This window comes from Rhizobium skierniewicense Ch11 (assembly GCF_023757665.1).
Lineage (GTDB): Bacteria > Pseudomonadota > Alphaproteobacteria > Rhizobiales > Rhizobiaceae > Agrobacterium > Agrobacterium skierniewicense.
On the sequence record NZ_RXPG01000021.1, the window covers coordinates 104,997 to 123,138 of the forward strand.

Genomic DNA, 18,142 nt, shown 5'->3' on the forward strand with positions numbered 1-18,142 from the left:
GCAGAGCCACTGCCAGAATGGCGCACCGTCTAGCACGTCATTCTGCGGCGAGCAGTTGCTTGTCTTCCTCGATGGCCCTGCGACGAATGGCGGTTTCCAACTCCCGATGAAGACGAATTTCCGCATCCGCCTGCGGCTTGGCAAAGCGGGCAATCAGCAGATAGGAGACCGGCGTGATATAGAGCGTAATCAGCGTTGCAAAACCCAGACCACCGACGATGACCCAGCCGAGCGCAATACGCGCTTCCGCGCCAGCACCCTGCGCCATAACCAGCGGGACCCCGCCCAGGATGGTCGCGATCATCGTCATCATCACAGGACGTAGACGAATGGTACACGCTTTTTCGATGGCCTCGCGAACGCTCGCGCCCTGGTCACGCAGATGGTTGGCGAATTCCACGATCAGAATACCGTTCTTCGCCATGACCCCAACCAGAAGCACAAGGCCGATCTGGCTGTAAACGTTGAGGCTGGAGCCGGTAAACAGCAATGCAATGACGGCGCAAGCGAGACCGAGCGGCACGGTCGACATGATGATGACAGAACTCAGAACGCTTTCAAACTGGGCCGCAAGCACGAGAAAAATGATGGCAATGGCAAAGCCGAAGGTCAGCAACATGCCGCTGGAATTTTCCTGCAGGGTTGCGGCTTCACCCAAAGGCAAGAGTCGCGCACCGGTCGGCATCACCGATTTGGCCATCTCCTCCACGCGGGCAACTGCCTCGCCCAGCGACACACCTTCCTTAAGGTTTGCCGTGAAGCCCACCGATGGCAATTGCTGTTCGCGATTGAGTTGCGGTGAGACCGCCGTTTCTTTCAAAGATGCGATGATTGACATCGGCACCATCCGCCCGTCCTTGGCCTTGAGAAAAATGTTCTCCAGATCGGTCGGATCGTTGATCGGGCGCGTCGACGACAATAGCCTGACGGGGACCGCATCGCCATCCACGAAGACATCGACGATGGAGCGGCCTTCGAGCAGAGACTGCATGGCCGTGGAAAGTCCGGTGATATCGATACCAAGATCGGAGGCGCGCTCACGGTCGATCGATACGGACAATTGCGCTTGGTTGGGCTCGTTTTCAAAACGCGGCGTGTCGAACAGGCCGCTTTCTTCCATGGACAGCAAAAGCTTCTGCGTGGCCTCCGTCAGCGCAGGATAGTTGGCGCCGATCATCGCCATGCTGAGACCGTTGCCAGCACCGCGAATGCGAAGACTGTTGGGCTGCGATGCAGAAGCACGAAGCCCCGGCACCGTCTGCGCAGCGGCGTTGATGTCCTGCGCAATCTGGTTCTGTGTCCGCTCCCGGTCTGCCCATGGTGCCAGCGTCAGAACGACAAAACCGGTATTGGATGAACCGTTCATTCCAGTAATGGAATAAATATTCCGGATCTCACCGCTGTCGCGGAGCGGCTGCAGGTTTTCCTCGACACGCTGCAATTGATCACGTGTGTACTCGAGGCTGACGCCCTGTGGTGCAGTGACGCGTAGCACAACGGAAGAGCGGTCTTCGCGTGGGGTCAATTCATTTTGAACCATGCCAAAGGCAATCCATGACACGCCCGCAAAACCAAGCGCTACGATCACGACAATCAGGGGACTGTTAAGGCAGGCAGACAGCGTCCTTTTATAGAAAGAAGCAAAGACGTTGCCGAACCAAGCGAGTGGACCCGTCGGCTCTTTAACCCCGTTTTTCAACATACGCGATGCCAGCATCGGGCAAAGCGTCAACGCGACGATAGACGACAGTCCGACCGCAAAAGCCAGCACGAAGCCAAACTCGCGGAACAGGCCACCCAACTGGCCGGGCAGGAACGACAGCGGAATGAACACGGCCGCAAGCGTGGCCGTCGTTGCGATAACCGCGAAGAAAACCTCCTGTGTGCCGAGAACAGCGGCTGCCCGGGGACCCATGCCTTCCGATCGTCGGCGGACGATGTTTTCGAGGACGACAATGGCGTCGTCCACCACCAGGCCCGTCGCCAAGACAATAGCGAGCAGCGTCAGGATATTGATCGAGAAGCCGACCATATAGATGGCGACGATGGTGCCGATCAGAGCAACCGGCATGGTAATGGCCGGTATAAGCGTGGCGCGCCAATCCCGGAAGAAGAGATAAAGGACAACGACGACGATGAGAGCGGAAAGCCCAAGCGCCAGTTCAACCTCGTGCAGGGCGCCCTCGATGAACACCGCATCATCGCTGGTAATAACGATGCGGGTGTTTTCAGGCAGGTTGGGTGCCATCGCCGCGACAACAGCTTTGACACCGGTCGATATGTTCAGCGTATTGGACTGTGCCTGACGGATGACTCCAAGGCCCACGCCCTGGACCCCGTTGGACCGCAACGAGGTCGTTTCGTCATCAGCCCCCAGCATGACGCTGGCGACATCGCGAAGCCGCACCCGGTCCTTGACGATGAGGTTTTCAAATTCGGAAGGCTTGGTCAGGCTGGCGGTCGCGCGGACCACAATGTCCTGCGTCGAGCTCTTGAGAGAACCAGCGGGAACGTCCAGCGCCGCCGTGCCGAGCGCAGTAGCCACGTCCGTCACGGTCAGCCCACGGCTGGCAAGCGCGCCCTGATCGAGATCGATGCGGAAGACTTTTTCCTGATCGCCATAAAGCTCGACATCGGCCACTCCGTCCACCGCAGCCAGACGATCGATGATTTCGTCATCGACCAGCTTTGTCAGATCTTCCATGCTGAGGCTGGAAGACGTGACGGCAAGACGCATGATGGGCTGACTGTCGGAATCGGCCTTGATGATCTGCGGCTCATCGGCATCGTCAGGCATCTGGTTGGTAATACGACCGATAGCGTCGCGCACATCATTCGACGCGACGGCGATATCGACTTTGTCGTTAAACTCCATCGTCACGCGGCTGGTGCCGAACTGCGATGTGGAGGAAATGGATTTGACGCCACTGACACGTGCAACCGCACCCTCGATGGTCTGCGTCACCTCCTGGTCGATGGTCTGTGGCGACGCGCCGTCATAAGTCGTGCGCACGGTGATAACCGGACGGTCCACATCCGGCAATTCACGCACATCGACGCCGACGAGCGCAGCAAGACCGGCGACCACCAAAAGCGTGTTGATGACGGCGGCGAGAATGGGACGACGAACGAAAAGCGCCGTTAAGGCGAGCTTGGAATCGGTTGCACCGGTTGGCGTCTGCTCCGTCATTGGCTGGCGACCTCCGGTGCCTTCTTCTGGTCCGCAGTACGGACCGAGCCGCCCTCACGCACACGCTGCAAACCTTCGATAACGATTGGTTCGCCTTGGACCAGTTCGGCCTTGACCAAAACGGAATCCGGGTTGCGCTGAACGACCTGAACGCGAACCTTGTGCGATTTGTCATCCTTCACGCGCCAAACATAGGAGCCTTCGGCATCCCACTGCACGGCCAGAGGATCGACAGAGGGATAGTTGTCGCCGGTAAATCCCATGGTCACGGCAAAGGACATGCCTGCACGCAGATCGTCATTGGCATTCTCGAACACGGCACGAACGCGCACGGTGCGGCTCGCCTCATCAACGCGGTTGTCGACAGCTTCGACCTTACCCTTGAATGTCTCGCCGGGACGCGAAATCGACGTCGCTTCCACTGGCATGCCGACCTTGATGGCTGTGGTGAAGCGCTCGGGTGCCCAGAAGTTAACGAGAATTTTCGAACGGTCATCAATGCTGACGATGCTTGTCTGTGTCGTTGCATTGTCGCCGACATTAATCGCCACAATCCCGGCGATACCATCGATCGGCGCAAGGATGTTTCGGCGCTTGAAATTCAGCTCGGCAGTGCTGACTGCAAGCTTGGCGGCTTCCTCGGCAATCTGCGCATCGAGCACATCCAGCCGTGCAACGGAACGCAGATTTCGGTACGAGGTCGATTTCTCAACGGCACTTCTCAAAGACACCTGTGCCTTCTCACGCTCGATGACCTGCTCGTCATCGTCGAGCCGCGCCAGCACGTCACCTTTTTTGACACTCTGACCTGACGAAACCAGGATTTCGGAAATCAGACCGGATGCCTGTGGCGTCACCACCACGGACTGAATGGCCTCGCCATTGCCGATGGCGTTCAGTCGGTCGTTGATGGTGCCCACCTTGACAGGCGCTATCGAAACAAGGGTGGCGCTATTGCCGCGTCCACCGCCCTGTCCGCGCCCTGCCCCACCGCCAGCGGGTGCGGAACCGGCTTTGGCCGCAGGTTGTTCAGGGCTCGCAAGTCCCGCTTTCGCAAGCACGTTTCTGCCATCGGGCGACATAAACACCCATAGACAGACGCCAGCACCCACAACAGCCAGACTGACACCGACCTGCTTCCAAACCTTCATATAATTCTCCGACGTGAAACTCTTCGCTACCGCGGATCAACAGACTGCGGCCCCTCTCATAATTACCCGCAGTATCCGTGCTTGCCTGAAACAACACAACGCACAAATTCGTTTCTTACATAATGGTAATTTACGACGCTTTTCTATCGATAGCCCCGTTTGCAACCTCTCATAGACGCATCGATGAGCACTAACGCAACGCTAATATAGAAAATGCCTTGGAATGGGCGCTTTGCCGGTTGATACCGGAATAAAAGCAGAACACGGTTCTGGCCTTTCACCGCCGAATCACTACATTGGGCCTCATGAGCAATAGTTTCGACGATATGCCGTTCTTCGACGAAGAACCTTCCGAGCCTCGCCGCCAACCTGCAACCTCTGACCAGGCGGGCGGTCTGGGAATTGCCGCGCGCGCCATGGCCGCCCGCGATCAGGGACGCGCGGCACCGGATTACCTCTCCGGCCTCAACCCCGAGCAGCGCGAAGCTGTCGAAACGCTGGAAGGGCCCGTTCTGGTTCTCGCGGGTGCGGGCACCGGCAAGACGCGCGTGCTGACCACGCGTATCGCGCATATTCTCGCGACCGGCCGGGTCTATCCCAGCCAGATCCTCGCGGTGACCTTCACCAACAAAGCGGCGCGCGAAATGAAGGAACGTATCGGCGTTCTCGTCGGCGGCGCGGTCGAAGGCATGCCATGGCTCGGCACCTTCCACTCCATCGGCGTCAAACTGCTGCGCCGCCATGCCGAATTGATGGGTTTGAAATCCGATTTCACCATTCTCGATACCGATGATGTCGTGCGCCTGTTGAAACAGCTCATCCAGGCCGAGGGTCTGGATGACAAGCGGTGGCCTGCAAAACAGTTTGCCGGCATGATCGACGGCTGGAAAAACAAGGGCCTGACACCGCCGGAAATTCCGGAAGGCGACAGCCGCGCCTTTGCCAATGGCAAGGGCCGTGAGCTTTACGCAGCCTATCAGGCACGTCTAAAGACGCTGAACGCCTGCGATTTCGGCGACCTGCTGCTTCACCCCATCACCATCTTCCGAAATCACCCCGATATTCTGAAAGAGTACCATCAGAAGTTCCGCTACATTCTGGTGGACGAGTATCAGGACACCAATACCTGCCAATATATGTGGCTGCGGCTTCTGGCGCAGCGCTCTAAGGGCCAGCCGCAAAACGTGTGCTGCGTGGGTGATGACGACCAGTCGATCTATGGCTGGCGCGGCGCCGAGGTAGACAATATCCTGCGTTTCGACAAGGATTTTCCCGGCGCAAAGGTCATCAAGCTGGAGCGCAACTATCGCTCCACCGAACATATTCTCGGTGCCGCCGGTCATCTGATCGCCCACAATGAAGGTCGCCTCGGCAAGACGCTGTTCACCGATCGCGCCGAACCGGATGATGAAAAGGTCGTTGTCCACGCCGCATGGGATTCGGAAGAGGAAGCCCGTGCCGTCGGCGAGGAAATCGAACAGCTTCAGCGCACCAAGCATCCGCTCAACAACATGGCGATCCTCGTGCGCGCCTCGTTCCAGATGCGAGAATTCGAAGACCGCTTCGTGACACTGGGCTTGAACTACCGAGTCATCGGCGGTCCGCGATTCTATGAGCGTCTGGAAATCCGCGACGCGCTGGCCTATTTCCGCCTTGTCTGCCAATCGGCAGACGATCTGGCCTTCGAGCGCATCATCAACACGCCAAAGCGTGGTCTGGGCGACACCACCGTGCGCAACCTGCATGATTACGCGCGCGCCCGCGACATTCCCATGCTGGCCGCCGCCGCAGACATCATCGAAACCGACGAGTTGAAGCCCAAGGCGCGCAAGGCGCTGTTCGACGTCGTCCAGGATTTTCGTCGCTGGCAGGGTCTGTTGGAAAACACCGAGCACACGGTGCTGGCCGAGCAAATCCTCGATGAAAGCGGCTACACCGCCATGTGGCAGGCGGACAAGACCGCCGAAGGTCCAGGCCGGCTGGAAAACCTGAAAGAGCTTATCCGCTCGATGGAAGCCTACGAGAGCATGCGCAGCTTCCTTGAGCACGTCGCGCTCGTCATGGACACCGAAAAGAACGCCGAGCTCGATGCCGTCTCCATCATGACGCTGCACTCCGCTAAGGGGCTGGAATTTGAAACCGTGTTTCTGCCCGGCTGGGAAGAAGGCCTGTTTCCCCACCAGCGCTCGCTGGATGAAGGTGGCCGCTCGGGTCTGGAAGAAGAACGTCGGCTGGCCTATGTCGGCATCACCCGTGCGAAACGCCGCTGCCACATCTGGTTTGTCTCCAACCGCCGTATCCACGGATTATGGCAGGCCACGATCCCATCGCGCTTTCTGGAAGAGCTGCCGCCAAACCATGTCGAAGTCTCTGCATCGGACAGCAACTACGGCGGTTATGGCGGGCGCGGTGGCTACGGCCATTCGCGTTTCGATGCAGCGGATCCTTTCACGAACAATTACTCAACACCCGGCTGGAAACGCGCACAGGCCAACAAGTCCGACGCGACCCGCGACAATTGGGGAAGCCGCTCCGGCCATTCTGTGGACAGGATCGGTTATGGCGAGAGCGGCCCGAAAAGCCGCACGATCGATGGTGAACTCGTTGCAAAATCCGTGGCCGACACGCCATCAAAATTTTTCGTTGGCGACCGCGTCTTTCACATGAAGTTCGGCAACGGAAATGTCGCCAGCGTCGAAGGAAACAAACTCACGATCGATTTCGACCGCGCTGGACAGAAGCGGGTTTTGGATGGGTTCGTAGAGCGGGCTGAGAAATCAGGCTAACGCGGCCTGCTTCATGCGCCTTCGTGTTTGAGGTAGCGCTGGCCGTTGGCTGGACGCTACCTCTATAACGTCACACCAATTTATTGCGCTATGGGTGTCTCGCCCGGTGTAAAGCCGATCAGGTACACAGCGGCCACCACGATGGCGAGAATGAAAATAGAGATGACGAAAATCGTCATGCGGTTCAGTGGTTTGCGGGTTGTTTTCTTCATGGCCAGATAACCATCCAAGACGATTTTGGTTCCCATGTAATGCTGCAGCGCGAAACACCGAGTGCATGCTTCAAGGAAAATCAATTTCGCTTCAAGGGCATATCGGATAGAGCTGAATCACAGTCTCAGCATTCGGCGTATCATGACCAACAATACCTCCACCCGGCTGAACCCGCTCCATATCGTCGCGGCGTTTGCAAGTGGGTGCCTCTTGACCCTGATGGTCCACTTCAATGGAATGCTCGCCCTTTACGGCAATGCGCTATTCTCATCCTGGACGGCGCATGGAACCGGAACCCTGGCGGCGATCCTCTATCTGGCGATCCTCTACAAAAAACCTGCTGGTGGAAAGCAGGCGCGGCCCAAGGCGCCGGTTTGGGCCTATTGCGGCGGCGTGTTCAGCGCAGCCATCGTGATGCTGACATCGACGGCCGTCAATTCGCCGCTCGCCCTCTCCGGCACGATCGCGCTGGGGCTTGGCGGTCAGGTCATCTTCAGCCTGATCGCTGATCTCTGGGGATTGTTCGGCTTGCCAAAACGCAGACCCGATCTGACCGACCTATGCGCTGTTGCTTTGATCCTCGGTGGTAGCACGCTCATCATTCTCGTGGGGAGGTCCGCATGACGCTCTGGATCGCCATGGCCTTCGCCGGAGGCTTGTTCGTCTCGGTCAGCCGCCAGATCAACGGTCGGCTCAGCCTGTCGAACTCGCCACTGATCGCATCCTTCTGGAACCATATCGTCGGTTTTATTGTGCTGACCGCATTGGGTCTCACGCTGGGCGGTCTGTGGCCGGAAGGTATCACCGATGCCCCCTGGTACGCCTTTGTCGGCGGGCCCATCGGTGTCGTCTTCATTGCATCGGGAAGCTGGCTTATTCCGCGCATCGGCGCCGTCAACACGGCGCTTCTCGTCATCAGCGGTCAGATGGTATCCGGCGTGTTGCTTGATCTCTTCAGCGATCAGCCACCGGACCTATGGGCCAGCGCAGCCGGCATATTGCTCATTCTCGGAGGAATGATGCTGACACAGCGCAGAAGATAGTCGAGGTCACGAATCCGTGTCACGACTTGAGAACATGCCGAACAGCGTCTTGCCTTTGCCGTTCGTGGTGGCACCGGCCGTCATCGCCGGGCGCCCGGCCAGTTTCGGTACGACCACGATACGCTTGACTTCACCACGTTTGAAAGCGGCCAGGAACCGCGAGTAATCCTTGAACACGACGCAGCCATTGGACTCGCCACGACGGGCCAGCATGTAGGTGTGTGCCAGAAGACCGTTGCGGCCGTGCGGATTGACACCGCTTTCCGGCGTCAGGCGAATGGCCTCGACACCGTGGAAGAGCGATTCACGCATCGTCAGCTTATAGCTCGAAGGCGGCGTGGCTCCGCGCATTTTGACATGCACGAAATCGGGATTGTCGCGCATCTTGCCGATACCGGAATGGGCTTCAAGCTTCTCGCCACTGGGCAGATGAACCACGCCTGCGGAAATATCATAAATGGCGGTACCGTTACCGCGATCAGGCCATGGAACCGCATCCATCTTTGTTTCACGCATCGGATTGTCAGGCCGAGCGAACGCGACCATGTTGGTTGCCGGACGTGGCTGAACCGGGACAGGTGCTGGCGCCTCAAGCTGTTTCTCGGCGAGCGACATTCTGGCGGGACGCGGTGTCGGCTCGACATCGACGGCACGCGCGATCTCAGGGCGGAAGTTCGGCAATGGAACGGTTTCCGGCAGCAGATCGATTTCGTCGTCTGTCGTCGTCTGTGGCTTGCCCAGCGCGACTTCGAATGCCGGGTGTTCCTTCGCCTGCGTTTCCAGCATGGCAAGTTCCGGATTATCCGTTTCGCGGCCAAGTGCCGAATCAACGATGGCGGCTGGGCGAAGTGCAGCCAAGGCCTGTATTGTCGCCTGGCCCTTTGCATTGATGGCGGCTGCGGCACCGAAACGGTCTGCAAACGCCTTGGCACCAATGTGATGCTCGGCTGCAAGACGGGTGCCTTTGAGACTGCTCTGTCCATGATCGGACAGGCGAGAGAATTTGCGAATGTGAACGTTGCGCTCAGCACTATCGAACACGCCGTGTTCCAGGCCGTCCAGATGCGACACCAGCCTTACGTCGAAGGGCTGCGTGCCATGCGACGCTTGTGCCATGCCATGAAGCGAAGCGAATGCCGTCATGGCGCAGACACTTGCGACGACCCCCCCGCTGATCAGAGCGGGAAGCCCACGCAGGCCGGACGCCTTGCGTTTCTTGGTGAGGGAAGCGCGGCCGACGCGCGTCTCATTATAGGCCACGACTGATGACGCCATGATACTCGTTACTCGAACCGTTTACGCAAAACCGGGACATTCCGGCGACAGTGTGTATGCCCAAAAAGCTGTGCGCGATGCGCGACGGCTTTGGTGCGGACAGGTTCGAAGCATGCCGAATTATGGTAACCAAAGTCTTTACAAGTCCCCTGAAAACGCAGTTCTTTGAAGCTTGCATGCTTTTCTCGCACTCTCTGCCGCCAATTGGCCACGCCAAGACGACGCGGAGACTGGTTAAGAGACTGGCGAGACATTTCGATCTGGATATACGTGATTCCCCACCGACACCTGCTCCCCTAAATGCCGACTTGGCCGAAAATTAGCTACAAATACGGCGGGTTTGCGGCAGACCCGGCGCCCGGTCATGGACGTATGGATTTCCACTTGATACCAGCCCCCTAGCTTGGCATCCTTGTTATATCACGTAGGAGAGAAAAATGAAGGCGCTGCTGCTGGTCGACATACAGAACGGGTTCTGCCCCGGAGGACATCTCGCTGTGGCGGATGGAGACAAGATCGTCCCGATTGCCAATGCTCTGATCGACAATGGCGGCTACGACCTCATCGTTGCCTCGCAGGATTGGCACCCCGCAAATCACGGCAGCTTTGCCTCCCAGCACCCCGGCAAACACCCTTTCGAGATGGGTGAACTCTCTGGAAAACCGCAGGTGTTGTGGCCTGACCATTGCGTACAGGAAACGTCAGATGCCGAGTTTCATCCGGACCTGAACACGGACACCTTCGATTACATTCAGCAAAAAGGTGAAAATCCGGCCGTCGATAGCTACTCGGCGTTTCGCGATAACGACCAGTTCGCCACGACAGGTCTTTCTGAATATCTGGAGCGGCAGGGTGTCACTGTGCTCGACGTTTGCGGGCTGGCGACGGACTATTGCGTCAGCTTCTCGGCCCTGGATGCTGTGGAGATGCTACCGGACGTCAAGGTTCGCTTCATCGAAGACGCCAGCCGCGGCATCGACCCTGAAGGAATCAGAAAAGCCATTGCTACGATGCGAGCAAAGGGCGTCTCCATCGTCAACAGCAGCGATCTTCTCAACGACTGAGTTGTATTCCGCAGAATTTTGCCGGACGTTTTGCCGCCAGCCTCCACAATCGGTTCGGCGCGTCGTTGGAGAAATGCGGCAGTAAGCATTGACCATATCCTTAAGGTTACCCCGCAACGACAAGCGGTCTTGCGACCGCAACAATTACGGGATCGGTCAGCGGCTTGGGACCGACCGTTCAAGCAGATCAATATCGGACGCCGCATACTCCATACGCTGTAAAACAGCCTCATGAGCGTCACGTAGGCCTTTGTTGTAGAAGACAGGGCCAATGACATCTGCGAGATGGTCCACCAGCATATCGACCTGAAGGGCGCCGATATCGACATCCAGCTCGTCATTAAGAAAACCGCGAAGGGCTGTGACCATGTCTGCCTTTTGCTGCTTTTCCAGTTTCAGGTCTTTCATCACCACTCCCTCGGTTGCACGGAACCTAGTCGATCGTTCAATCAAATCAATCCAATCTATTCCAGCAATTCGTTTGTCAGATGCCGTCTGCAACGATAGGAGCAGGATAGATTTCGGAGTATCTAACATATGTCAGATTTGACCTTTCGGTCCGGCCTCAAACTTGGCCTGCCGGTTGCCCTCGCCGTATTGCCCTTCGGCGCCCTGTTCGGCGCCGTGGCAATTGATAACGGCATGACCATTTTTGAGGCGACGTTGATGAGCGGCCTCATTTACGCAGGCGCGAGCCAACTTGTGGGCATCGAGCTGTTCAATCAGAACCTGCCCGCATGGCTGGTTGTTCTGTCGATCTTCGCCGTGAATTTTCGCCATGTGCTTTATTCCGCCGCCATGGTGCGCATCGTACCGGAATGGTCGTTCGCCAAGAAAGCATTTGGCTTCTTTTTCCTGGTAGATCCGCAGTTCGCTGAGGCCGTTCGCCTGAAGGAAAAGACAGGAAGCGTCAGCTACGCCTGTTACATAGGCTATGCCGCCATCGTCTATGTGCTGTGGATGATCTCCACCGTTCTCGGCGCATCGCTGGGCAATCTGATCGGTGATCCGAAGGCAGCGGGCTTCGATGTGCTGTTGCCCATCTACTTCATGGGCATGGTTTTAGGATTTCGCAAACGCGCCAGCTTCTACCCGGTCATGCTGGCCAGTGCCGTTGGCGCAATCGCCGCTTTCCATTTCGTCGGCTCTCCATGGCATGTCAGCATCGGCGCCATGGCTGGCATTCTCGTTGCTGTCATTTTTCCGCCCGCTCGCAGCGATGATGAACCGGCCCTGTCGAATGAGGAGGCAGTGCGATGAACGCGTTTTTCGATGCTCAAACCCTGTTCATTATTTTCGCAGGCGCAATCGCCACCTACATCACGCGTGTGGGCGGATATGTGCTGATGACGCGCATGAAGACCATCCCTCCCCGCGTCGAAGCTGGTCTCAACGCCGTGCCCGTGGCCGTTCTCACCACGCTCGTCGCACCCGCCTTTTTTGAAGGCGGATACGAGGTAAAGTTGGCGATGATTTTTGCGCTCATCGTGGGCCTGCGTTTTCCCGGCCTGATCATGCTGGGATCAGGCTGGGCACTCGCGGTGGCGATGCGCCACTTTTCTATCGCGTGAGCGTCTCTGTCGCGGCGGTCAGCCATTGCTGCACCTCAGCGTCGGAAATGAGCGGCATCAGCTTTTCGCGAACCTGCGCATGGTAGGCGTTCAACCAATCGAGTTCCTCATCGGTCAGGAGCGAGACGATGATAAGGCGGCGGTCGACAGGGCACCAGGTCAGTGTTTCGAAGGACAGCATCGGCAGCTCGCCACCCTCGACGGCCTGCGCCTCCCGCGTCCAGACAAGGTTCTCGATACGAATACCGAATGCACCGGGTCGGTAATAGCCCGGCTCGTTCGACAGGATCATGCCTGGAAGAATTTCCTGCTGCGAAACGCGGGAAATACGCTGTGGTCCCTCATGGACGGACAGATAGGAGCCAACGCCATGACCTGTACCGTGGGCGTAATCCGCACCGGCTTTCCAAAGCGCGATGCGCGCCAGGGGATCGAGATCACAGCCGCGCGTGCCAACGGGAAAACGCGCGACGCTGATGGCGATGAAGCCCTTGAGCACCAGCGTAAAGAACCGCTTCTGCTCTTCCGGCACGTTGCCGATGGCGACCGTGCGGGTGATATCGGTCGTGCCGTTGATATATTGCGCGCCGGAATCGACCAGAAACATCTCACCGTCATTCAAGGCCCGGTCGCTATCGGTGGTAACGCGGTAATGCATGATAGCGGCGTTTTCGCCCGCACCTGAAATCGTATCGAAGGAAATGTCCTTGAGCGGGTTCTGCAGCGTCTGACCAACCCTCGCCCGTATGGCCTCAAGTGCTGTTACCGCCTTGATTTCCGTCAGCGTGCCGGGCTGTTGCTGATCCAGCCACGCAAGAAACTCCACCATGGCAGCGCCGTCCTGTATGTGCGCTGCAGCCGAACCGGCGATTTCCGCCTCGTTCTTGCAGGCCCGTGGCAGCTTGACAGGATCGACCGCCTCCACGACCTGCCCACCGGCTTCGGTGATGGACAGCGTCAGCGCGACGGGCGTCACATCCACATCAGTCAGAATACGTCCGGCCGCACTGGCAATGGCATGCAGCCGTGCCTCGATATCGCCAGGTGGCAACAGCGTCGCCAGTGGCGCGAGATAGGCCTTGGCGTCCTCACCAACCTTGCGTTCATCCATAAAAAGATCGGCACTGCCATCGGCATAAATGATGGCGCGGGCCAAAGGATGCGGTGTATGCGGCACATCGTTGCCGCGAATGTTGAATGTCCAGGCGATGGAGGACGGGTCCGTCATCAGAACAGCGTGGGCTTTGCGCGCCGCGACAATCTCACCGATGGTCGTGACCTTCATCTGCGCCGGAATACCTGTTACGGCGTCGGGCTGAATGGTAACCGGCTCCAGCGGCTCGGCCGGGCGATCAGTCCATAGCGAATCCAGCGGATTTTCCGCGAGAAGCACGACCGAACCGCCCTTGTCCGCCAGCGCCTTTTCAAAACGCTTCACTTCGGCGCCGGTATGCAGCCAGGGGTCGATACCCAGACGAAAGCCTTCGGGAGCATTGTCCGCAAGCCATTTTGAAGGCGGTGCGCCCACCAGATCGCCGCCCCGGAAAGCTGCGGGATCGACCTGGGAAACGAGCTGCGTCGTATAGCGGCCATCGACAAAGACGATGGCTTCGAACCGCGTTACGAGTACGACACCCGCAGAGCCGGTAAAGCCTGTCAGCCATGCCAGACGCTCAGCCGATTCAGGCACATATTCGCCCTGATATTCATCGGCCCGTGGCACCAGAAAGCCATCGATTTCGAGCGCGTCGAAGGTCGCCCGCAGGGCGTCTACGCGGGCCTTGCCGAATTGCGGTGTGGATTTGTTTTCGAATGACTGGAACATGAGCTGCTTTCCGAATGCCTGATTTCGCATCGGACCTTATCGCGTCACACTTGCCAACGTCCAGACGAAAGGCGTGTCTTTACAACACTCAGTCCTTACGCAGGTGGATCGTGACCCAGCCATTGCGCCACAACGTGCGGACGTGGCTGAGATGCATGCCATTATAGGCAGACAGCACCTTCCAGCGCTGCGATGCGAGAATGCCTGATAGAATGACCGTACCGCCCGGCGCCAAATGCGTGACCAGTTGCGGCGCCATTTTGATCAGCGGTCGCGCCAGGATATTGGCGATGATGAGATCAAACGGTCCGTGCTTGCGAAAGGCATCCGAGTGGAAACCGGGGGCTGTTTCCAGCGACATTCCCGAGACGATGCCGTTCAGCCGTGCATTTTCCTTCGCCACCTTGATGGCGATGGGGTCGATATCCGTCGCAAGCACAGGCACCGGCCGCATCTTGGCAACGGCGATGGCGAGAACACCACTGCCCGTGCCGAGATCCAAAGCATTGCGAACGGTCCTCGCCCGCAAGACCTGCTCGATCATCTCCAGGCAACCGGCCGTCGTGCCGTGGTGCCCTGTGCCGAAGGCTTGGCCCGCTTCGATTTCGATGGCCAGATCGTTGATGCGGACCTTGTCGCGGTCATGCGAGCCGTGGACAAGGAATCGCCCTGCCCGCACCGGCGTCAGGCCTTCCAGCGATTTGGCGATCCAATCCTCATCTGGAATGACTTCGCGCATGAGTGTCAGATGTGGAAATGCAGACGCCAGCGCCTCGGTCACACGGTCGCGAACCTCGTCCTCATCATTTTCATAGAGATAGACCGAGGTTTCCCAAATGTCGCGCTTCTCATCCACCTCGGTGTTGGCGATGGCTATATCTTCTTCACCAAAGACCTCAGACAGCAAATCGAGAACATCGCCCGATTGAACTTCGGTGGTGGACACATAAAGACGGATTTCGCTCACGGCTGAGACTTTCTAAGCAAATGTTTCAGCTGTCAGCCTTTGCCATAAAAGCGGCAGCAGTCCAATGGACCGCAGGTGCGATTATCAATCAAAGATCAGGTCTTGGTGAGATTTTGCAGCTTCTTGATAGCGACGTCGGAGTTTTCACCATAGGCGATGGTGCCTGCGAAGCGTCCCTTCGCGTCCAGCAGTATAACCGATGCGGTATGATCCATGGTGTAATCGCCGCTCGGGTCCTTGTCATCCACAGGGACCTTCTTGGCATAGATGCGGTAACCCTTCAGCGTTTCGGCAATCTTTTCCGGCGTACCGGTAATACCGATGATGCGTTTGGAAACATTGGGAACATACTGGTTGAGAATTTCGGGCGTATCCCGCTCAGGGTCGACGGATACGAAATAGGCCTGCATCTTGTCGCCTGCCGGGTCAACCTTTTCCATCCAGCCATTCAGTTCGAACAGCGTGGTCGGGCAGACTTCGGGGCAATGGGTAAAGCCGAAGAACAAAGCCGTCGGCTTGCCCTGAAAGGCTTTCTCCGTAATCGGTTGGCCGTTCTGTGCAACCAGCTGGAAGGGAACGCCGTAGACTTCCTCGACCATCTGCTCGCGGCCCTTGGTCAGTTCCATTGTCAGCCAGCCCATGACACCGATCAGAACGACGACAGCACCCCAAAGCGCAATACGAATATTTTTCATGCCATTCCCCGATCAGCAATGAGCCAGCTTTCCTGACATGCTTCTAGACCAGCACCATAAAGGTCTGCAATTCAGGAAATGTCACATTGCGCTCACCGCGCTGTTTTGTCTCAAATGCCGAGGCACTCAAAGGCACCAGGCGATCCCGCTTTGAACGGCAGACAGGAATATATCCGTTCCATGGCGCATCCATCCCTGAAACGTCAAGACAGCCAGAAGCAATGCTGCGCCGGTAGCAACCGCGAAACCAAGCATTTTGAACTGAGACGCGAGTACAGATTTCATGCTTTGTCTATACCGCCAAACAAGCCCGCGTGGAACCGTAAATAACGCACGTCTCCTGGCTCTTTACAGCAGTCCGTTAGGGAAAGTTTAAATTGTTTTCGGGCATGATGCTCGTCAGCGGTCCGCCATAGGCGCAAGACATGATGTCACCGGACGATTTTCCGACACCGCATTACCACCGAAATAGAAACGGCCAGCCAGAGAGCCGTGAGGAAAAGTTCAGACCATGTCAAACGCCATCAAGCAATCCGGCGCATATCTTGAAATCGTTTCCTTCCATCTCGGCGATCAGGAATTCTGCATCGATATCATGGTGATTCGCGAAATTCGCGGCTGGGCACCGGTGACACCGATGCCGCACACGCCACCTTATGTTCTGGGCCTCATCAACCTTCGCGGCGCGGTTATTCCGGTCATCGACATGGCGTGCCGCCTGGGCATGAAGATGACGGAACCATCCGAGCGCTCCGCCATCATCGTCACGGATATCGGCGGCAAGCTGGTCGGCCTTCTGGTCGAACAGGTCTCCGACATGATGACCATCAAATCCGAAGACCTTCAGCCCGCGCCTGAAATCATCCCGGAAGACCAGCGCAATTTCTGCCACGGCATCGTGGCGCTGGAAAAGAGCATGGTCTGCTTCCTCAACCTCGACACCGTCATCGCCGACGAGCTTTCGCGCGAAGCCGCTTGAGGCCAAAGATACACGAAGAACGCAAACGGCGAGCATCACAGCTCGCCGTTTTTGTTTTCAACGCTCTCTCATCGGTCATACCGGGCGTGAGCCGTTACCCTGCTGCGTTGCCGGAAACCTTACGGCTTTCCATTCTTCCATGTTACCGCCTGCCCATAGAGCGGCACGGTCGAAATCGCCATCTTGGCGGAACCGTCGGTCAATTCGCGGGTGTGCACGAGGTATATCAGCGTGTCGTTCGGCTTGTCGTAAATGCGGTTGACGACCATCTTCTTCCAGACCAGAGACATACCCTGCCGGAAGACTTCCTCGCCCTTTGTGCCAAGATCGATGTCGCCCACTTCCACGGGGCCGGTCTGGCTGCATGAAATGGCGTTGTTGGATGGATCTTCGAACCAGTTGCCGTTCTTCAGCCGGTCGATCACACCCCGATCGAAATAGGTCACGTGGCAAGTCACACCCTTGACCTCGGGGTCGGCAATCGCCTCGACGACAATGTCGTTGCCTGTCCAATCGACACCAACTTTTCCCACCACCTGTGCAACAGCGCCGACAGGCAGAAGAACGAGGCCCGCAGCCACAATGGAACGAAACGCTTTAGCCATTACCCTAACCCCTTTGATGCACTGACATAGAGATAGGTCTGCGACGGCGGACAACAAGGCGTGATATCAGCGTTTTCTCATAGTACAGGGTGCATAGCCAGTGGCATGAAGCCGCCCGGTCACCATACCGATCTTTTCCGGTATATGGTGGATATGTTCGACGGCAAGCTCTTTGGCCGCCGCGATCGATGCAGCCGCACAGACGACGGCATCTTCTGCGGCATTGTGGTGTACGAAACGCAGTTGCAGATGGTGGGCAATGATGTTGAGTTTGTGCGACGGCAACGACGGCCAGACGCGCTGTGACATCTTCACGCTGCAGAAATAGGAGAGCTGCGGGTAGCTCTGGCGATATTTGTCGAAACTTGCCCGCATCACGCTGAAATCGAAGGCTGCATTATGGGCAATCATCGTCGCATCGCGGAGATCATCGGCGAACTCGTCCATCACCTCGGGAAACTCCGGCGCGTCTTCCACATCCCGAGGCTTTATGCCGTGAATGGCGACGTTGAACGGCGAAAACCGCATGTCCTTCGGACGGATCAACCGCTCCTCCACCCGCACGATTCGTCCGTTTTCGATCCATGCCAGACCGACAGAGCATGCGCTGCCGCGCTCCTCATTGGCGGTTTCGAAATCGATGGCGATGGTTTTCAAAGGTGATCCTCGGTTGTTCTTTGCACGGCATAAAGCAAACGATCGCGAAAATGAACCGCCCCGCAGGAACCGGGTGGTACCGCGTATGTCAGCGGATTAAACAAGAGCCAGAATCAACGAC

Annotated in this window: 18 protein-coding genes; 7 read left to right on the forward strand and 11 right to left on the reverse strand. The window is 57.6% G+C overall.

Annotation, left to right across the window (positions count from 1 at the left end):
• Positions 1–37: 37 nt before the first annotated feature.
• Together EKM04_RS14760 and EKM04_RS14765 are read right to left on the reverse strand one after the other, a co-directional pair.
• Positions 38–3,190 (reverse strand): efflux RND transporter permease subunit, encoded by a 3,153-nt coding sequence (locus EKM04_RS14760; protein ID WP_183895520.1) that lies wholly within the window; start codon positions 3,188–3,190, stop codon positions 38–40.
• Positions 3,187–4,341, reverse strand: a complete 1,155-nt coding sequence (locus EKM04_RS14765; RefSeq protein ID WP_183895518.1) for an efflux RND transporter periplasmic adaptor subunit — start codon at positions 4,339–4,341, stop codon at positions 3,187–3,189. The genes EKM04_RS14760 and EKM04_RS14765 overlap by 4 nt, the downstream gene beginning before the upstream one ends.
• Positions 4,342–4,646: 305 nt before the next feature.
• On the opposite strand from EKM04_RS14765, the gene EKM04_RS14770 reads away from it, so the two are divergent.
• Positions 4,647–7,127, forward strand: a complete 2,481-nt coding sequence (locus EKM04_RS14770; protein ID WP_183895516.1) for an ATP-dependent helicase — start codon at positions 4,647–4,649, stop codon at positions 7,125–7,127.
• Between the two features lie 80 nt (positions 7,128–7,207).
• On the opposite strand, the gene EKM04_RS14775 is transcribed toward EKM04_RS14770, so the two are convergent.
• Complete coding sequence (locus EKM04_RS14775) at positions 7,208–7,375, reverse strand: hypothetical protein (protein ID WP_183895700.1); 168 nt, start codon at positions 7,373–7,375, stop codon at positions 7,208–7,210.
• Between the two features lie 106 nt (positions 7,376–7,481).
• Between EKM04_RS14775 and EKM04_RS14780 the strand changes: the two genes are divergently transcribed.
• Together EKM04_RS14780 and EKM04_RS14785 are read left to right on the forward strand one after the other, a co-directional pair.
• Positions 7,482–7,964: a DMT family transporter gene (locus tag EKM04_RS14780; RefSeq protein WP_183895514.1), complete on the forward strand. Its 483-nt coding sequence runs from the start codon at positions 7,482–7,484 to the stop codon at positions 7,962–7,964.
• Positions 7,961–8,383, forward strand: coding sequence for a DMT family transporter (locus tag EKM04_RS14785; protein ID WP_183895513.1), 423 nt, complete (start codon positions 7,961–7,963; stop codon positions 8,381–8,383). The genes EKM04_RS14780 and EKM04_RS14785 overlap by 4 nt, the downstream gene beginning before the upstream one ends.
• A gap of 6 nt (positions 8,384–8,389) precedes the next feature.
• Here the strand turns inward: EKM04_RS14785 and EKM04_RS14790 are convergent, their stop codons facing one another.
• Positions 8,390–9,658, reverse strand: coding sequence for a DUF2778 domain-containing protein (locus EKM04_RS14790; protein ID WP_174153493.1), 1,269 nt, complete (start codon positions 9,656–9,658; stop codon positions 8,390–8,392).
• A 437-nt stretch (positions 9,659–10,095) separates the two neighbouring features.
• Between EKM04_RS14790 and pncA the strand changes: the two genes are divergently transcribed.
• Positions 10,096–10,722 (forward strand): bifunctional nicotinamidase/pyrazinamidase, encoded by a 627-nt coding sequence (pncA, locus tag EKM04_RS14795; protein WP_183895511.1) that lies wholly within the window; start codon positions 10,096–10,098, stop codon positions 10,720–10,722.
• A 156-nt stretch (positions 10,723–10,878) separates the two neighbouring features.
• Here the strand turns inward: pncA and EKM04_RS14800 are convergent, their stop codons facing one another.
• Positions 10,879–11,130: a DUF2164 domain-containing protein gene (locus EKM04_RS14800; RefSeq protein WP_183895509.1), complete on the reverse strand. Its 252-nt coding sequence runs from the start codon at positions 11,128–11,130 to the stop codon at positions 10,879–10,881.
• Between the two features lie 129 nt (positions 11,131–11,259).
• Here EKM04_RS14800 and EKM04_RS14805 point away from each other — a divergent pair, with 129 nt between their 5' ends.
• Together EKM04_RS14805 and EKM04_RS14810 are read left to right on the forward strand one after the other, a co-directional pair.
• On the forward strand, positions 11,260–11,982 hold the full coding sequence (locus tag EKM04_RS14805) for an AzlC family ABC transporter permease (protein WP_183895507.1): 723 nt from the start codon (positions 11,260–11,262) through the stop codon (positions 11,980–11,982).
• Positions 11,979–12,293 (forward strand): AzlD family protein, encoded by a 315-nt coding sequence (locus EKM04_RS14810; protein WP_183895506.1) that lies wholly within the window; start codon positions 11,979–11,981, stop codon positions 12,291–12,293. The genes EKM04_RS14805 and EKM04_RS14810 overlap by 4 nt, the downstream gene beginning before the upstream one ends.
• Here EKM04_RS14810 and EKM04_RS14815 read toward each other — a convergent pair.
• The 4 genes from EKM04_RS14815 to EKM04_RS14830 form a co-directional block, all read right to left on the reverse strand.
• Positions 12,283–14,118 (reverse strand): aminopeptidase P family protein, encoded by a 1,836-nt coding sequence (locus tag EKM04_RS14815; RefSeq protein ID WP_183895505.1) that lies wholly within the window; start codon positions 14,116–14,118, stop codon positions 12,283–12,285. The genes EKM04_RS14810 and EKM04_RS14815 overlap by 11 nt on opposite strands.
• 88 nt (positions 14,119–14,206) lie before the next feature.
• Complete coding sequence (locus tag EKM04_RS14820) at positions 14,207–15,085, reverse strand: 50S ribosomal protein L11 methyltransferase (protein WP_174153499.1); 879 nt, start codon at positions 15,083–15,085, stop codon at positions 14,207–14,209.
• Between the two features lie 95 nt (positions 15,086–15,180).
• On the reverse strand, positions 15,181–15,780 hold the full coding sequence (locus EKM04_RS14825; protein ID WP_183895504.1) for an SCO family protein: 600 nt from the start codon (positions 15,778–15,780) through the stop codon (positions 15,181–15,183).
• Between the two features lie 126 nt (positions 15,781–15,906).
• Positions 15,907–16,065 carry a hypothetical protein gene (locus EKM04_RS14830; RefSeq protein ID WP_183895503.1) on the reverse strand — a complete coding sequence of 53 codons (159 nt, stop codon included), beginning with the start codon at positions 16,063–16,065 and terminating at the stop codon, positions 15,907–15,909.
• Between the two features lie 226 nt (positions 16,066–16,291).
• Between EKM04_RS14830 and EKM04_RS14835 the strand changes: the two genes are divergently transcribed.
• Positions 16,292–16,759: a chemotaxis protein CheW gene (locus EKM04_RS14835; protein ID WP_174153501.1), complete on the forward strand. Its 468-nt coding sequence runs from the start codon at positions 16,292–16,294 to the stop codon at positions 16,757–16,759.
• A gap of 119 nt (positions 16,760–16,878) precedes the next feature.
• On the opposite strand, the gene EKM04_RS14840 is transcribed toward EKM04_RS14835, so the two are convergent.
• The gene (locus tag EKM04_RS14840; RefSeq protein ID WP_183895502.1) at positions 16,879–17,364 is read right to left on the reverse strand and encodes a CreA family protein; all 486 of its coding nucleotides are present in this window, start codon (positions 17,362–17,364) and stop codon (positions 16,879–16,881) included.
• A 66-nt stretch (positions 17,365–17,430) separates the two neighbouring features.
• Complete coding sequence (locus EKM04_RS14845) at positions 17,431–18,021, reverse strand: 3'-5' exonuclease (protein ID WP_174153503.1); 591 nt, start codon at positions 18,019–18,021, stop codon at positions 17,431–17,433.
• Between the last annotated feature and the right edge of the window lie 121 nt (positions 18,022–18,142).

Coding starts and splice junctions, on each gene's coding strand:
- EKM04_RS14825 (WP_183895504.1), bottom strand. CDS start 15,780: ATGAAAAATATTCGTATTGCGCTTTGGGGTGCTGTCGTCGTTCTGATC.
- EKM04_RS14785 (WP_183895513.1), top strand. CDS start 7,961: ATGACGCTCTGGATCGCCATGGCCTTCGCCGGAGGCTTGTTCGTCTCG.
- EKM04_RS14800 (WP_183895509.1), bottom strand. CDS start 11,130: ATGAAAGACCTGAAACTGGAAAAGCAGCAAAAGGCAGACATGGTCACA.
- pncA (WP_183895511.1), top strand. CDS start 10,096: ATGAAGGCGCTGCTGCTGGTCGACATACAGAACGGGTTCTGCCCCGGA.
- EKM04_RS14775 (WP_183895700.1), bottom strand. CDS start 7,375: ATGGGAACCAAAATCGTCTTGGATGGTTATCTGGCCATGAAGAAAACA.
- EKM04_RS14835 (WP_174153501.1), top strand. CDS start 16,292: ATGTCAAACGCCATCAAGCAATCCGGCGCATATCTTGAAATCGTTTCC.
- EKM04_RS14815 (WP_183895505.1), bottom strand. CDS start 14,118: ATGTTCCAGTCATTCGAAAACAAATCCACACCGCAATTCGGCAAGGCC.
- EKM04_RS14765 (WP_183895518.1), bottom strand. CDS start 4,341: ATGAAGGTTTGGAAGCAGGTCGGTGTCAGTCTGGCTGTTGTGGGTGCT.
- EKM04_RS14770 (WP_183895516.1), top strand. CDS start 4,647: ATGAGCAATAGTTTCGACGATATGCCGTTCTTCGACGAAGAACCTTCC.
- EKM04_RS14830 (WP_183895503.1), bottom strand. CDS start 16,065: ATGAAATCTGTACTCGCGTCTCAGTTCAAAATGCTTGGTTTCGCGGTT.
- EKM04_RS14760 (WP_183895520.1), bottom strand. CDS start 3,190: ATGACGGAGCAGACGCCAACCGGTGCAACCGATTCCAAGCTCGCCTTA.
- EKM04_RS14805 (WP_183895507.1), top strand. CDS start 11,260: ATGTCAGATTTGACCTTTCGGTCCGGCCTCAAACTTGGCCTGCCGGTT.
- EKM04_RS14780 (WP_183895514.1), top strand. CDS start 7,482: ATGACCAACAATACCTCCACCCGGCTGAACCCGCTCCATATCGTCGCG.
- EKM04_RS14840 (WP_183895502.1), bottom strand. CDS start 17,364: ATGGCTAAAGCGTTTCGTTCCATTGTGGCTGCGGGCCTCGTTCTTCTG.
- EKM04_RS14810 (WP_183895506.1), top strand. CDS start 11,979: ATGAACGCGTTTTTCGATGCTCAAACCCTGTTCATTATTTTCGCAGGC.
- EKM04_RS14790 (WP_174153493.1), bottom strand. CDS start 9,658: ATGGCGTCATCAGTCGTGGCCTATAATGAGACGCGCGTCGGCCGCGCT.